Raw genomic sequence first — 13,818 nt, 5'->3', positions numbered from 1 at the left:
AGCGCTTAGGACTTCACTTGGTGGCTAGCCCAAGCTAATAGCAAACCATCCCTAGAGAGCTCCATAGAGATCATGTTTCCAGCCACATAACGTATCTCTAAAAACTGACTTAGGCGACGTTGTTCTGCATCATCCACATCCACCACAAGCGTAGGCCAATGCTGCTGTTTAGCGTAATCCAAAGCACGGCCTATGCTTTGGCTAGTGTAACCTCGGAGCACACCATCGGTTAGACGCCAAAAGCTCACACCCTCAAAACCCATCTGCGTTTTTAACACGGGCAGCACGCTTTCATCCTCGTAGCGTGCCCAAACAGCTATTCCATTTTGTTTGAACTTTTTAATGGTCGCTTTTAGAGCAGATACATCCGTTGTGTGGTCAATATTTTGTATGATTATCGTGAGCTGCTTTGCCGTTAAGAAATGGGCATCGTTCTCTGGTTTTGTATTTTTTTGAAGCAGCATGGCTGCGGGCATACCTACATAAATAGGAATAGTCACTGCGTAGTCAATCTCCCACGCGGCGAGTTCCCGATTTAATTTTACTACTGCCCAGCTTCCTAATGCCTCAAGTACACCCAGAGCCTCAAGATGTGGCACCAAATGCTCAACTCGAATTGGTCTGCCTTGGGAGTCTTTCCAAATTAAAACAGCCAACGCTCCTACAATACGGTCTTCTACCGTATCGCAAATAGGCTGATACACAAACTCAAACTGTTCATTCTGCAGCTGCTCTTCAAATTGAGCACGGTTACTTAACTCAGTGAGGTAGCTCGCCTCGATTGGATCATTTGCTCCTTTTTCTAGCGCTTGCGTTACGCTGCTGTCTTCATCTAGTAGTAGTCCAGTAAAACTATAGCCCCAACCATGTACCGATTTAATAGGTAAATGCAGATTTTTTTGCATGACCTTGCGGCGTAAACGACTAATGAGCGAGTCAATAGCTCGACTATTCTGTGTTAAGGCTGCATTTTTTTCTAGCAGCTCCTCGCGGCTCAAGCGCTTATCTACTTGACCCACAAAATGCTCAAGAAAAAAACGCTCACTAGAGGTCAGATTAATGCCCTCTCCAGAAGGACTGATTAGACGCCAGCCGCCATCGGCTAAGCGCCAAATCACCTGAAGCTCACTCACCGCTTCATGAATCGACTGATCGAGCTCCTCTTTACTATCAGAGCGCACTTCTTGAAGACGTAAAAAACCCTCTGCGCGACGCAGTAATACGGATTTCCACGCCAAGAGCTCCGTGTGCGTTACCGTCGCACCTGAAACCACGCTATCAGCCCCTGCAAGCAGTAGATCCGTCGCTTGCTCTGGCTGATTCAAGGTGGCAGCTACTATTAGCCCCCCTAAACCAACCAGAGTACGCAAGTTCACTACCGTTAAGTTAAGCGGTAACTGAGGCGCATTCACAAAAATCAACGGTACATTGCCCTGTTCTAGTAACGCTTGTAAGTCATTAAGCGACTCAACCAGCTCATAGTACTGGACGTGGTGTTGCTTCAGCTCATCACAAACACGTGCGCTGTCTGTAGCGCTCTGAAACAAAACGATAGTTTGCTTGACATATTTCATAGACAATAAGTATTCACCCTAGTTGCAGCATTATGGCAACAAATCTGCTACTTATTGTCACTGAAATAGAAGTCTTTTAATAGCCAAGCTTTGTAATTATTAACGTTCTTAACATTATTTTTTGGAAGCTTCTTGTAGGCGCTGCTCGAGTTGCTCGGGAGGTAACCACCCATTTGCTCTTGAGCCATCTTCAAAAAACAGAGCGGGTGTGCCTTGTACCCCTAAAGACAAGCCTAACTGCAACAATTCATCAATAGGGTTATCGCAGGTTTTAACTTCTGGTGTCTTGTTGTCTACCATCCAGGCGCTCCAAACAGCAGCAGGGTCATCAGCACACAACACATGTTCCGACTTAGATTTTGAGTCGGGGGTCAGTATAGGGTATAGCAATGAATACACCGTCACGTTATCGATTTCGGCAAAGCTTTGGTGCAGTCTTTTACAATAAATACAGTTTGGGTCCTCGAACACCACCAATTGACGTGAGCCGTCGCCTTTTACGGTTTTAATGGCTTTGTCTAGCGGTAAGCTTGAAAAATCAACCCGATTTAATTGTTCTAAACGCTGAGCGGTTAAATCAGTACGGCTGGCTACATCTACCAAAGAGCCTTGCAAAATAAAATCCACAGTGGGATTGGTATACAGTACGTCTTTACCTAAGCGTAGCTCTAAAATACCCTCGAAAGGGGTAGCAGATACTTCGTCAATGGCAATGCCTTCAAACTGAGACTCAAAGCGCTCTTTGGCTTGGCTAAGTACCTCGGGGGCTACTGAGACGGGGGTTTCTGTCGCAGTGGCTACACCACCGCACAATAAGGTAAATGCGGTCAGACTGGCCGCAATGCGCAATTTCATTCTATCTCCTAGGGTGACGCTAAGCCGTCACAACCACCTATAAAAAATAAAAGGCTAGAGTTAAAGACCTATTTTCCTGCAGCGCGGTGGATCAGTTGACGCTTGATAAAAGGAAGTTTATCGACTAGGTTCATCCCCACATTGCGAGCAAAGGCAATGGGTGCCGCCTGACTGACAAAAAGCTGATGCAAGCCATGTGTCATTAACCGCATCGCCAAAATAGGCTCAAGCCTGGCGCGGCGATAACGTTCCAGTACACGTCGCTCGCCTACGCCTTGATAACTGGGTTTGTCCGTTAACACACGTATAAGTTCCTGAATATCGCCTAAACCCAAATTTAACCCCTGCCCTGCCAAAGGATGCACACGGTGTGCAGCATCGCCCACTAAGGCAACGCGCGGAGCAATCATGGCACTACGCTCTAAAGTCAGTGGAAAAGAAAAAGGTTGACTACGCAACTGTAGTTGACCCAAACGGTGCTGCGTCAATGCACCCAACACACGCTGTATGTGCTGATTTTGCTGAGTCGAGTCTAGTGCCATGAAGTCTTGTGCTTGCTGCTCTTGGACGGACCACACCATGGATACCTGTGGGCCTTGATCCGTGTCGGGCATAGGTAATAATGCAAGCACAGAATCACCAGTAAACCATTGATACGCTCGGTTTTGATGCGGCAGCTCAGTATCTAAATGAGCCACCACCCCATTGTGATGATAGGGGGTTTGATGGTGTTCGATATGGGCCTTAGCCCGCACCAAAGAGCGGGCCCCATCTGCGCCCACGATTAAATCTGCAGCCAGTACGTCCCCCCGCTGGGTTTTTAAGCCAGTGGCGGTGAGCTCGGCAAACAAATCATCTTGCCACGGTACATTAAACACCTGTAGAGCCTGATAAAGCGCGCGCTCCATCTCGCCGGACTCCACGATCCAAGTTAGGTTAGATTGGGCGTTGTGCCAAGCATCTAGCTGCACAAACCCATCCCCATCCCCAAAGAGCTCCATACCTGTCACCGGCGTAATGCGCTCTGAGCGCATCAATCGCCAAACACCTAACTGTTCGAGAAATGCTTGACTGGCCTCGGAAAGCGCATAAACACGAGGATGATAATGATGAGGAGCCAAGTCCAAAGCTTTATAGGCAGGAGCTAACAAGCGCACAGCAAAACCGGCTTTTTTTAGCCCTAGGGCGGTAGCCATGCCTGCCAACCCGCCGCCGCAAACCACAATAGATTCGTTTGTACTCATCGTGCTGTAGGTGCTCCAGCGTCTTTAGGCCATAACAGCCACATTTCACCATTTTGTTTCATGCGTCCAGCATGATTACCGGCCTGATCGCCCGTACCCCAGTAAAAGTCTGTGCGCGCTGCGCCTTTTATGGCTGCACCGGTGTCTTGGGCAAACACCAATTTACGCAAAGGAGACGGTGAAGCTGGAAAAGTGGTAGCAAGATAAACGGGTGTGCCTAGTGGCACAAAAGTAGGATCAATCGCAACAGCGCGTTCGGCAATTAAGGGAATCCCATAGGCCCCTTTAGGGCCAAGCAATGGGTCAACAATGGTTTCCTCGTTAAAGAACACCATGGCCTTGTTCACGTTCAGCATCTCGTGAACACGATGTGGATTGTCTTTGGCCCATTTTTTAATATTTTGCATAGAGGTTTGCGCCAAAGGTAGCTCACCCTTATCGGCTAACCATTTACCTATAGAACTATAGGGGTGCCCATTGTGATCGCCATAAGCAAGACGCACGGCTTTACCGTTATCTAATACAGCACGACCTGAGCCTTGGATTTGCAGAAAAAAAGCCTCGACCGGATCGGCAGCCCATACCAAAACCTTGGGTTGACGCTGGGGATTGCTAGTAATCTCACCGCGTGTGTCGTAAGGCACAATACGGTTGTCTGCGGTTAGCTTGCCGCGAATGCGTTTACCGGCCAGCTCGGGATACAGCCCTCCTAAATCAACCGTTAATAAGTCATTAGGCACCGCGTACAAAGGCCATTGGTACACACCGTGTTGACGTTTAGAGGCTTGTAATAACGGCTCGTAGTAGCCCGTTACGGTGTTTTTTGCGGCTCGCCCTTTCTCGTCTAACAAGCGCCAAGGTTGCAGATGGGTTTCCAAAAACTGGCGTATGGCTACCGTATCAGTGCTTTCAGTACCCAAACCACTGTTTTGAGCGGCTAAGCACACAGGTTGCCAAGCGCGAGGAGCGGCTCGGGCGGGCATAGCTAAAGACCCGCTTACAGGGCGCATAAGCCCCTTGCAGTTATTAACAAAAGCCTTCCAAACATGTTCTAAGTTATCGTCTTTCCAGCCGGGTAAAGCCCCCCACTGCACCGCTTGATATTTAGCAGCTAAGGAACGAGCAGGCGTCTCAGGCAATTGGTCTAAATTGGGTACCTGTAGCGGCTTTAGCGCCACGTCTTCTTTTTTAGCGGGTAGGCTGTCTGTGGAGGTGGGAGTGGCTATCTGAGTTCCAGGCGTAGTGCACGCAGCAAAGAGTGCGGCAATTACCCCTAATCCTAAATATCGTAGTGCAGTCATTACTACCCTCAAACTAGTGTAAGGTTCGCGGCATAGACAAAACAAACTCATCAATGCTTACGTCAAAAGGTACGCCATTTTCGCCCACAAAGTGAAAAGAGCCTTTCATCGTACCGAATGGCGTCGGTAGCGGACAGCCACTGCTGTACTCAAAGACCTCGCCTGGTCCAATTAAAGGTTGTTTACCTACTACACCGAGTCCTTTTACCTCTTGGACGTTTTGCTCGGCATCAGTAATCACCCAGTGACGACTAATGAGTTGTGCCGCTTGAGCACTATTATTACGCACTTGAACGTGATAGGAGAATAAATATCGGTGTTGATTTGGTTCCGACTGTTCGGGAAGGTAATTAGGTGTAACAACCACCACCATATCGTTAGACTGCATAGAAATAAGTTCGCTCCAGATCTAATAGCTGATTACAATGCATTATGTATTACACCACAGCACTAAGAATTACTCACTTGTTGTGCGCATTGTAACCCTCATTACCAGCTCTTATTGTTATGTCTCACAAACAACCTGCTCTTATTGCCCCTAGTATTTTGGCTGCTGATTTTGCTCGCCTAGGCGAAGAGGTACGCGACGTCATCGCGGCCGGCGCAGACTGGATTCATTTTGATGTAATGGACAACCATTACGTCCCCAACCTTAGTTTTGGCCCCATGGTCTGTGCGGCCTTGCGCCCCCATACTCAAGCTCCTATCGATGTGCACTTGATGGTAGAGCCTGTAGACAGCTTAATCGAGCCCTTCGCTAAAGCGGGTGCTAACTTCATTAGCTTTCACCCCGAGGCCTCACGTCATATTGATCGCACCTTAGCACTTATTAAAGAACACGGTTGCAAAGCCGGATTGGTGTTTAATCCCGGCACATCGCTTAGCTATTTAGATTACGTGATGGACAAAATCGACCTCATTTTACTCATGTCGGTTAACCCCGGCTTTGGTGGTCAAAAATTCATCCCTGGTACTCTTGATAAACTGCGCCATGCTCGTGCTCGCATTGACCGCTGGATAGACCAAGGCGGTCACCCTATTCATCTTCAAGTCGATGGGGGGGTAACAGCACAAAATATTCAAAGCATTCGTGCTGCTGGGGCCGATGCTTTTGTAGCTGGCTCGGCTATTTTTGGTAAAAGCGACTACGCCACTGAAATTCAGGCAATGCGTGCCGAAATAGCAACTGCCGACAGTTTATCGGCCTAAGCCGACCAGCATTCGCCAAAATCGCGTTTGGGAATGGCCTGAGGGTGACCAAAATAATACCCTTGTGCATGGCTAACCCCAAGCGCTTGCAGTACCTCTAACTGACACTTTTGCTCTACCCCTTCTGCTATCACACACGTGCGATGCGCTTGAGCGACAGAGCTAATGGCTTCGATTAACTTTTGTTTAAACGGATGCCTATGTAAGTGCTGGGTGAAATACCGATCTAATTTGACGAACTCCGGTTGCAACTCAGACCAAAGACGCAACGAGGCATAGCCTTCGCCTAAATCATCAATAGCAAAGCGCACATTTTGACGGCGGCAACGCTCGGCAGCAATACGCAACTGTACATAATCCCGGCTCAGCTCTTGCTCACTAAGCTCTATCACTACATGAGGCTGCTGGGTTGTCGTAGTACACCATGGTTTTTGATGCTCTTCTAAACGCGATAGCTCAATAAAAAGCTGAGGGCTTAGATTTAAAAATAACCAACCCTCTAAGCCTTGGCGACAAAACTCCGCAATTTGCAAACGACAGCACAACTGCTCTAGCTCACGTTCTCTATGTAATTTTCGCGCCACTTTGAACAACACCAAAGGTGTAGAAAAATGGCTTTCCTGAGGACCTCGAATCAGCGCCTCATACCCCACTAATTTTTGGTTTTGTATGTCTACTATAGGTTGAAACAAAGGTGTTAACCGCTGGTGGCGCAGTACATCTTCAAAAGCAGCCTTCATCATTATTTTACTTAGTGGAGCAGCAGGTTTTGTGAAAGGAGAAAGAGTTGCCTACATTTATATAGGATTGCGACAATTTAAACAACTATTGTCATAAAAGTATCAATATAAATAGCACAGGCGTTGTGCATTTCTCACGCTACACTTAGGTTTATTTGCTTATGCGGAGCACGTACCATGCGTTATAAAGCGGTTTTGTTTGATTTAGATGGCACCTTAGTCGATTCCATTCCTGATATTGCACAAGGTGCCAATCTAATGCTGCACGACTTAGGTTTTCCTAGCCTATCGGTGGATCTGATCAGCACCTTTGTAGGACAAGGCACGCACCACCTTATCGATTTATGCCTTAAACAAGTCACTGAGCAATCCACCATCGACCCTGATCTGCAACAGCAGGCTCGTATTTTATTTGCTCAACATTACGACCATCAAACTAAAAACAGTATTTCACAGGTTTTTCCTGATGTGATTGCCGGTATCGAAAAATTTCAAAAAGCTGGTTGTCTTTTAGCTGTGGTTACGAACAAACCCATGCAATTTGTGCCCGACTTATTGCGACTAATGCACTTAGATCATTATTTTGATTTGCTGGTAGGCGGCGATACGTGTGCAGAAAAAAAACCACATCCCATGCCCTTTTTATATGCTTGTGAAAAATTGGGTGTGCTCCCTGCGCAAGCCTTAGTTATTGGTGATTCAGGTAATGACAGCGTTGCGGCACGACGGGCCGGAATTGATGTACTGCTAGTGCCATATGGCTACAATGAAGGGAAAGATGTGCAGGATCTGGATTGTGATGGTATAGTTTCCAGTATTGTCGCTGCGGCCCAGTGGGCTGCCCAATCCAATACGACTTCTTAATACATAAAAATTCATGCAAACGAACCGCAACTCTTATTCCATCTATGGCGCCTATTGGCGCTGGTGGCGTTTGGGTTCCGGGTCGTCTGTAACAAAGGCCGCCGTGTAACTGTATTTATAGTTTTTGTTTACACGACGAGCACAAAAAGCCCGGAACTCTTCACAGAGCCGGGCTTTTTTGTTCCCAACTCAGTCCGGCTCCTTGATCGCTTTATGAAATCAAAGGCCTCATATCATGACTGAAATTGAATTTAAAGCTCTTGCAGCACAAGGATTTAACCGCATTCCTCTGATTGTAGAAACCTATGCGGATTTAGACACCCCGCTTTCTATCTACTTGAAGCTGGCTCATACCAGTACTGAACATGGTGCCAATAGCTGCCTGATGGAATCAGTCATTGGTGGCGAACAGTTTGGACGATATTCCTTTATTGGCTTGCCCGCTAAAACCATTATTCGCGCAACCGGTACCACCACTGAACTGGTTCACGAGGGCAAAGTCATTGAAACCCACGAAGGCAATCCCCTTGATTTTGTAGAAAGCTATCAAAAACGTTTTACTGTGGCTCTTCGTCCTGGCATGCCCCGTTTTTGTGGTGGTTTAGCTGGCTACTTTGGTTACGACACCGTACGCCACATTGAAACCAGTCTAGGACCTACAGTGAAACCTTTTCCTGAAGGGCAAACTGGCACACCGGATTTAATGCTTTTGCATATTGATGAGCTAGTTATTGTGGACAATTTGGCGGGTCGCACCTACTTAATTGTGTACGCTGATCCCAATGTAGCTGAAAGCTTTACCAAAGCACGTCGTCGTTTACGCGAGCTGCGCGAAAAACTGCGCCATCCGGTGACCATCCCTTATGCCTATGCCAGCATGGAAACCTTTGAGCAGCGTACTTTTGCTAAGACTGACTACTTAGAAGCCGTAGCTCAAGCCAAACAATACATCACCGATGGCGAAATCATGCAGGTACAAATCGGTCAGGTCATCACAAAGCCTTTCCGTGACTCACCACTCTCGCTGTACCGCGCTCTACGTTCACTGAACCCTTCCCCCTACATGTACTACTGGAATTTTGATAATTTCCAAGTGGTCGGCTCCTCGCCAGAAATTTTAGTGCGCCAAGAACGACAGAGCGTCCAAGGTGAGGACAAACAATTTGTCACCATACGTCCGCTAGCTGGAACGCGCCGTCGGGGTGCTACACCTGAAGAGGACGCGCTACTCGCCGCTGAACTTAAAACGGACCCCAAAGAGTGCGCCGAACACCTCATGCTGATTGATTTAGCTCGCAACGATTTAGGTCGTATTACCAAAGCCGGCACAGTCGAAGTCACTGACACCATGAGCATTGAGCGCTACTCTCATGTGCAACACCTCGTGTCGAATGTACGCGGGGAGCTGCAAGAGCACATGAGCAGCATGGATGTATTAAAAGCCAGCTTTCCTGCGGGCACCCTAACGGGTGCTCCTAAAGTACGAGCAATGGAAATTATTGATGAGTTAGAGCCCGTACGACGTGGTATTTACGGCGGCGCAGCGGGCTACCTCAGCTACAGCGGCGAAATGGATTTAGCTATTGCGATCCGCACCGGTGTCATTCAAGACGGTCAACTGTACGTTCAAGCTGCGGCTGGCATCGTGGCAGACTCAGTTCCAGAGCTAGAGTGGCAAGAAACAGAAGCCAAAGCACGTGCTTTATTACGCGCTGCAGAACAAGTCCAATTTGGTTTGGACGACCCCATTTAATCGGTTTCTATTTTTCAACGTGTTCGCTCTCTGTTTCTTAAAGGACTCATCATGCTATTTATGCTCGACAATTACGACTCATTTACTTATAACTTGGTGCATTATTTTCAAGAGCTTGGTCAACCGGTTGAAGTCCAGCGTAACGATCAGTGTACGATCGCGGATATTGAAGCACTTAATCCGTCCTACATTTGTATTTCTCCAGGCCCTAGCAACCCAGACCATGCAGGCATCAGTTTAGAGGTGATAAAACACTTTGCAGGCAAAGTGCCTTTACTCGGAGTGTGTTTAGGGCACCAAGCCATCGCGCAGGCTTTCGGAGGCAAAATAGTGCATGCCAAACAAATTATGCATGGCAAAGTGTCAGCTATCCGTCATGACGGATCAGATGTATTTAAAGGTCTACCCAGTCCAATGAACGTCACGCGCTATCACTCCTTAGCCGTAGAAGCAGAGAGCCTTCCTGACTGCTTAATCATTACAGCGCAAACGGAGGATGGGGAAATCATGGGGCTGCGTCATAAAACATTGCCAATTAGTGCAGTACAGTTTCATCCCGAATCCATTCTGAGCGAACACGGCCACCAACTATTAAAAAATTTTTTAGAAGCCTAAGAGACAACGATGAAAAAAGAACGCATAACCATTACGCCTAGTGAGGCACTTGTACGCTGTATTGAGCACCGTGAAATTTTCCATGACGAAATGCTGCATTTAATGCGTATGTTAATGCGAGGCGAAATGTCGCCGGTTATGGCAAGCGCTTTGCTCATGGGGTTACGTGTTAAAAAAGAAACCATAGGGGAAATCGCTGCCGCGGCAGAGGTCATGCGTGAATTTGCTACTCCTGTAATTACCCATAACCCAGACGAACTACTGGACATGTGTGGCACCGGCGGCGATGGCAGCAATACCTTTAATATTTCTACCGCAGCCATGTTTGTGGTGGCAGCGGCTGGCGTAAAAGTCGCTAAACACGGGGGCCGCAGTGCGTCCTCCTCGTCCGGTAGCGCAGATGTACTAGAAGCTTTAGGAGCAAACTTAGACCTACACCCTGAACAAGTTGCCCAAAGCATTGAGGACATCAATATTGGCTTTATGTTTGCACCAGCACACCATAGTGCGATGAAAAACATTGCCGCAGTACGTAAAGAGTTGGGTGTACGCACACTATTTAATATACTAGGCCCATTAACTAACCCGGCCGGTGCAGCCAATCAGCTCATGGGCGTGTTTCATGCTGACCTAGTCGGTATCCAAGTACGGGCAATGCAACGGCTTGGAGCAAAACATGTTTTAATTGTGCACGGCAAGGACGGTATGGACGAGGCCTCTACCGGGGCGTCAACATTAGTTGGCGAACTTAAAAACGATCAAGTGTTTGAGTACGAAATCCATCCCGAAGACTTTGGTATGACCATGAGCTCTAATCGCTCAATTCGGGTCGACTCCAAAGAAGAGTCTGCACTCATGATCAAAGACGCCCTCAACAATGTCGATGGCACCGCTCGCGACATTGTGGCTTTTAATGCCGGCTTAGCCATTTATGCCGGTAATGGTGCCGATTCGATTGAGAGCGGTTTACGCATTGCATTTGATATGATTGCATCGGGCGCTGCACGCGCGAAGCTTGATGAATTTTGTACGTACACTCGGAAACTAACAGCATGAACGATATTCTCGCTAAAATTCTCCAAACTAAAAAAGAAGAAGTCGCGGCAGCGCGTCAATTACGCAGCGAAGCCGACTTATTACGCGAAGCTAAAAGTCGTAAAGATGTGCGTGGTTTTGTCCGTGCATTGAACTATAAAATTAGCCAAAATCAACCTGCGGTAATTGCCGAGGTGAAAAAAGCCTCGCCCTCTAAAGGTGTGATTCGCGAAAACTTTAACCCCGCTGAAATTGCTACTAGCTATGCGGCTCATGGGGCTGCTTGTTTATCGGTATTGACCGACATGCAGTATTTCCAAGGGGCTTACGACCATTTACGCCAAGCCCGTGCTGCCTGCGCGCTGCCGGTTTTGCGCAAAGACTTTATGGTGGACCCTTATCAGGTCATCCATGCGCGCGCCATCGGTGCCGATTGTATTTTGCTCATTGTGGCCGCTCTTAATCTCAATCAATTACTTGAGCTCGAGGCCCTAGCCCACGAATTAGGCATGGATGTGCTGGTCGAGGTTCACGACAAAGACGAGCTCGATACGGCTTTGCAGCTAAAAAGCCCATTGCTTGGCATTAACAATCGCAATTTACGCACCTTCGAGACCAGTTTGCAAAATACTCTTGATTTGCTTGGTCTGATACCCGAAGACAAGCTGATCATCACAGAAAGTGGTATTCTTAATGTTGATGATGTCAAAACAATGCGCGATCATCAGGTAAACGCATTTTTAGTGGGCGAAGCGTTTATGCGTCAGCCCGATCCTGGGGTGGCGTTAGAGCAATTGTTTTTTAACTAAACACACCTATTTTTTATGCACATGCAACAACTAGGGCTGTTAGATCAGCCAGAAACGCTTAATCAATTAACCGGCTCTCTCCAGCCTTTGGTTGCGGCATTGTCTCCCGAATGGCAGTCTGTACTTCAACAAGAACCTCTACAAACCAAACTACAACTGCTTGATTACTGGTTAAAACAACGCCTCTCGGCTGGGGCCGTTATTTATCCATCTAATCCTTTTTATGCTTTAACCCTGTGTCAGCCTGCCGACATCAAGGTCATTATCCTAGGCCAAGACCCCTATCACGGCCCAGGCCAAGCCCAAGGCTTAGCGTTTTCTGTACCAGACTACGTGCCGTGCCCACCTAGCTTGCGTAATATCTACGAAGAACTGCATTTGGAATACCCCGAATACGCCAACTACCCGCCACGTCACGATCTTACGCCCTGGGTAGAGCAAGGGGTGCTGCTTTTAAATACCTCGCTTACAGTCGAAGACGGTAAAGCAGCCTCGCATGCCAACAAAGGGTGGGAATACATCAGCGATGGTATTTTGCAGCATTTGCTCACGCTAGACACTCCAAAAGTATTTATGCTGTGGGGCAATCACGCCCAGGCCAAAATCGAGCTTATCAACGCACATAAAACGGGCCCAATTGAAATTTTACGCTCAAACCACCCGTCACCTTTGGCGGCGAAACGAAAGCCCACGCCCTTTATAGGCAGCGGCCAATTCAAACAATGCAATGCGTGGCTAGAGGCCCATGGTCAAACCCCTATCCAGTGGATTGCTGCGTCGTAATAGTTTTAATACATAATAAAAAAGGGCTTAAAAGCCCTTTTTTATTTTAGCTTGGCATACTCTAGGCCACGCCAGCAGCTTCGGCCTGCTGATCAGCATGATAAGACGAACGCACCATAGCCCCAATAGCGGCATGGGTGAAACCCATTTCATATGCTTTTTGCTCTAGCTCTTTAAACTCATCAGGAGTGACATAGCGCAAAACAGGTAAATGGTGCTCGGAGGGCTGCAAATACTGACCAATAGTAAGCATATCCACGTTATGAGCACGTAGATCGCGCATTACCTCGAGAATTTCCTCGTTGGTTTCACCTAGACCAACCATTAAACCTGATTTGGTAGGTACCGTTGGGCAGCGCTCTTTGAACTGGGACAGCAGCTTGAGCGAATGCTCGTAGTCGGCCCCCGGACGAGCCTGTTTATACAAGCGAGGAATGGTTTCTAGGTTGTGATTCATCACGTCGGGCGGACTTTGCTCAAAAATATCCAAGGCGCGATCCAGACGGCCACGGAAATCGGGCACCAATACCTCGATTGTGGTGTGAGGTGAGTGCTCGCGCACTTTTTCAATGCACTCAGCAAAGTGAGCGGCACCGCCATCGCGCAAGTCGTCACGGTCTACAGAGGTAACCACTACGTAAGACAAACGCATCGCGCCAATGGCTTTAGCCAAGTTAATGGGCTCGTCGGTGTCTAACGGATCGGGACGACCATGACCCACATCGCAGAAAGGACAGCGACGAGTACATTTGTCGCCCATGATCATAAATGTAGCGGTACCCTTGCCAAAACATTCGCCAATATTAGGACAGGAGGCTTCCTCGCAAACGGTATAAAGATTGCGTTCGCGCAGGATGGTTTTGATGTCATAAAAACGCGAGCTAGGCGCAGCCGCTTTAACGCGAATCCAATCCGGTTTTTTCAAACGCTCGGTTTGAACGATTTTTATAGGTAAGCGCGAGGTTTTGTCTTCCGCTTTCTGCTTTTGCGTTGGGTCGTATTCACGAGGACGCACTGTAGGTTTGGGAGTATTCAC

The 13,818-nt window shown here is 47.9% G+C and carries 14 protein-coding genes; 7 read left to right on the top strand and 7 right to left on the bottom strand.

The features are described from left to right. Positions 1-5 precede the first annotated feature (5 nt). From ACBP46_RS01570 to apaG, 5 genes are all read right to left on the bottom strand, one after another. Positions 6-1,574, bottom strand: coding sequence for an EAL domain-containing protein (locus ACBP46_RS01570; protein ID WP_371014981.1), 1,569 nt, complete (start codon positions 1,572-1,574; stop codon positions 6-8). 114 nt (positions 1,575-1,688) lie between these two features. After that, positions 1,689-2,429 (bottom strand): DsbC family protein, encoded by a 741-nt coding sequence (locus tag ACBP46_RS01565; protein ID WP_371014980.1) that lies wholly within the window; start codon positions 2,427-2,429, stop codon positions 1,689-1,691. 68 nt (positions 2,430-2,497) lie between these two features. Next, positions 2,498-3,673, bottom strand: coding sequence for an FAD-dependent monooxygenase (locus ACBP46_RS01560; protein ID WP_371014979.1), 1,176 nt, complete (start codon positions 3,671-3,673; stop codon positions 2,498-2,500). After that, the gene (gene mltA / locus ACBP46_RS01555) at positions 3,670-4,974 is read right to left on the bottom strand and encodes a murein transglycosylase A (protein ID WP_371014978.1); all 1,305 of its coding nucleotides are present in this window, start codon (positions 4,972-4,974) and stop codon (positions 3,670-3,672) included. Before mltA ends, ACBP46_RS01560 begins: the two co-directional genes overlap by 4 nt. Positions 4,975-4,987: 13 nt before the next feature. After that, positions 4,988-5,362: a Co2+/Mg2+ efflux protein ApaG gene (gene apaG / locus ACBP46_RS01550; protein WP_371014977.1), complete on the bottom strand. Its 375-nt coding sequence runs from the start codon at positions 5,360-5,362 to the stop codon at positions 4,988-4,990. A 119-nt stretch (positions 5,363-5,481) separates the two neighbouring features. On the opposite strand from apaG, the gene rpe reads away from it, so the two are divergent. After that, positions 5,482-6,183, top strand: a complete 702-nt coding sequence (rpe, locus tag ACBP46_RS01545; RefSeq protein ID WP_371014976.1) for a ribulose-phosphate 3-epimerase — start codon at positions 5,482-5,484, stop codon at positions 6,181-6,183. Here rpe and ACBP46_RS01540 read toward each other — a convergent pair. After that, positions 6,180-6,926 (bottom strand): EAL domain-containing protein, encoded by a 747-nt coding sequence (locus ACBP46_RS01540; protein ID WP_371014975.1) that lies wholly within the window; start codon positions 6,924-6,926, stop codon positions 6,180-6,182. The two genes, rpe and ACBP46_RS01540, sit on opposite strands and share 4 nt — an antisense overlap. Before the next feature lie 174 nt (positions 6,927-7,100). Here ACBP46_RS01540 and ACBP46_RS01535 point away from each other — a divergent pair, with 174 nt between their 5' ends. From ACBP46_RS01535 to ACBP46_RS01510, 6 genes are all read left to right on the top strand, one after another. After that, positions 7,101-7,787, top strand: coding sequence for a phosphoglycolate phosphatase (locus tag ACBP46_RS01535; protein ID WP_371014974.1), 687 nt, complete (start codon positions 7,101-7,103; stop codon positions 7,785-7,787). Positions 7,788-8,022: 235 nt separating this feature from the next. Beyond that, positions 8,023-9,540, top strand: coding sequence for an anthranilate synthase component I (gene trpE / locus ACBP46_RS01530; protein WP_371014973.1), 1,518 nt, complete (start codon positions 8,023-8,025; stop codon positions 9,538-9,540). Between the two features lie 51 nt (positions 9,541-9,591). Next, a complete protein-coding gene (locus tag ACBP46_RS01525) occupies positions 9,592-10,155 on the top strand; it encodes an anthranilate synthase component II (protein ID WP_371014972.1) in 564 nt (187 codons plus the stop codon). Positions 10,156-10,179: 24 nt separating this feature from the next. Further along, positions 10,180-11,211 (top strand): anthranilate phosphoribosyltransferase, encoded by a 1,032-nt coding sequence (gene trpD / locus ACBP46_RS01520; protein ID WP_371015404.1) that lies wholly within the window; start codon positions 10,180-10,182, stop codon positions 11,209-11,211. Then, positions 11,208-11,999 carry an indole-3-glycerol phosphate synthase TrpC gene (gene trpC / locus ACBP46_RS01515; RefSeq protein WP_371014971.1) on the top strand — a complete coding sequence of 264 codons (792 nt, stop codon included), beginning with the start codon at positions 11,208-11,210 and terminating at the stop codon, positions 11,997-11,999. The genes trpD and trpC overlap by 4 nt, the downstream gene beginning before the upstream one ends. Before the next feature lie 15 nt (positions 12,000-12,014). Then, complete coding sequence (locus tag ACBP46_RS01510) at positions 12,015-12,782, top strand: uracil-DNA glycosylase (protein WP_371014970.1); 768 nt, start codon at positions 12,015-12,017, stop codon at positions 12,780-12,782. A gap of 61 nt (positions 12,783-12,843) precedes the next feature. Here the strand turns inward: ACBP46_RS01510 and lipA are convergent, their stop codons facing one another. Beyond that, complete coding sequence (gene lipA / locus ACBP46_RS01505) at positions 12,844-13,818, bottom strand: lipoyl synthase (protein WP_371014969.1); 975 nt, start codon at positions 13,816-13,818, stop codon at positions 12,844-12,846.

It is taken from the genome of Paenalcaligenes hominis (assembly GCF_041359055.1).
Classification (GTDB): domain Bacteria; phylum Pseudomonadota; class Gammaproteobacteria; order Burkholderiales; family Burkholderiaceae_B; genus Paenalcaligenes; species Paenalcaligenes hominis_A.
Note: the sequence above shows the minus strand (reverse complement) of the source record. Positions and strands in the feature narration are given on the sequence as shown.

What these genes read in the sequence shown, in the direction of transcription:
- mltA (WP_371014978.1), bottom strand. Translation starts at nt 4,974, where the DNA reads ATGACTGCACTACGATATTTAGGATTAGGGGTAATTGCCGCACTCTTT.
- ACBP46_RS01560 (WP_371014979.1), bottom strand. Translation starts at nt 3,673, where the DNA reads ATGAGTACAAACGAATCTATTGTGGTTTGCGGCGGCGGGTTGGCAGGC.
- ACBP46_RS01525 (WP_371014972.1), top strand. Translation starts at nt 9,592, where the DNA reads ATGCTATTTATGCTCGACAATTACGACTCATTTACTTATAACTTGGTG.
- ACBP46_RS01510 (WP_371014970.1), top strand. Translation starts at nt 12,015, where the DNA reads ATGCACATGCAACAACTAGGGCTGTTAGATCAGCCAGAAACGCTTAAT.
- ACBP46_RS01570 (WP_371014981.1), bottom strand. Translation starts at nt 1,574, where the DNA reads ATGAAATATGTCAAGCAAACTATCGTTTTGTTTCAGAGCGCTACAGAC.
- trpE (WP_371014973.1), top strand. Translation starts at nt 8,023, where the DNA reads ATGACTGAAATTGAATTTAAAGCTCTTGCAGCACAAGGATTTAACCGC.
- ACBP46_RS01565 (WP_371014980.1), bottom strand. Translation starts at nt 2,429, where the DNA reads ATGAAATTGCGCATTGCGGCCAGTCTGACCGCATTTACCTTATTGTGC.
- trpC (WP_371014971.1), top strand. Translation starts at nt 11,208, where the DNA reads ATGAACGATATTCTCGCTAAAATTCTCCAAACTAAAAAAGAAGAAGTC.
- rpe (WP_371014976.1), top strand. Translation starts at nt 5,482, where the DNA reads ATGTCTCACAAACAACCTGCTCTTATTGCCCCTAGTATTTTGGCTGCT.
- ACBP46_RS01540 (WP_371014975.1), bottom strand. Translation starts at nt 6,926, where the DNA reads ATGATGAAGGCTGCTTTTGAAGATGTACTGCGCCACCAGCGGTTAACA.
- apaG (WP_371014977.1), bottom strand. Translation starts at nt 5,362, where the DNA reads ATGCAGTCTAACGATATGGTGGTGGTTGTTACACCTAATTACCTTCCC.
- ACBP46_RS01535 (WP_371014974.1), top strand. Translation starts at nt 7,101, where the DNA reads ATGCGTTATAAAGCGGTTTTGTTTGATTTAGATGGCACCTTAGTCGAT.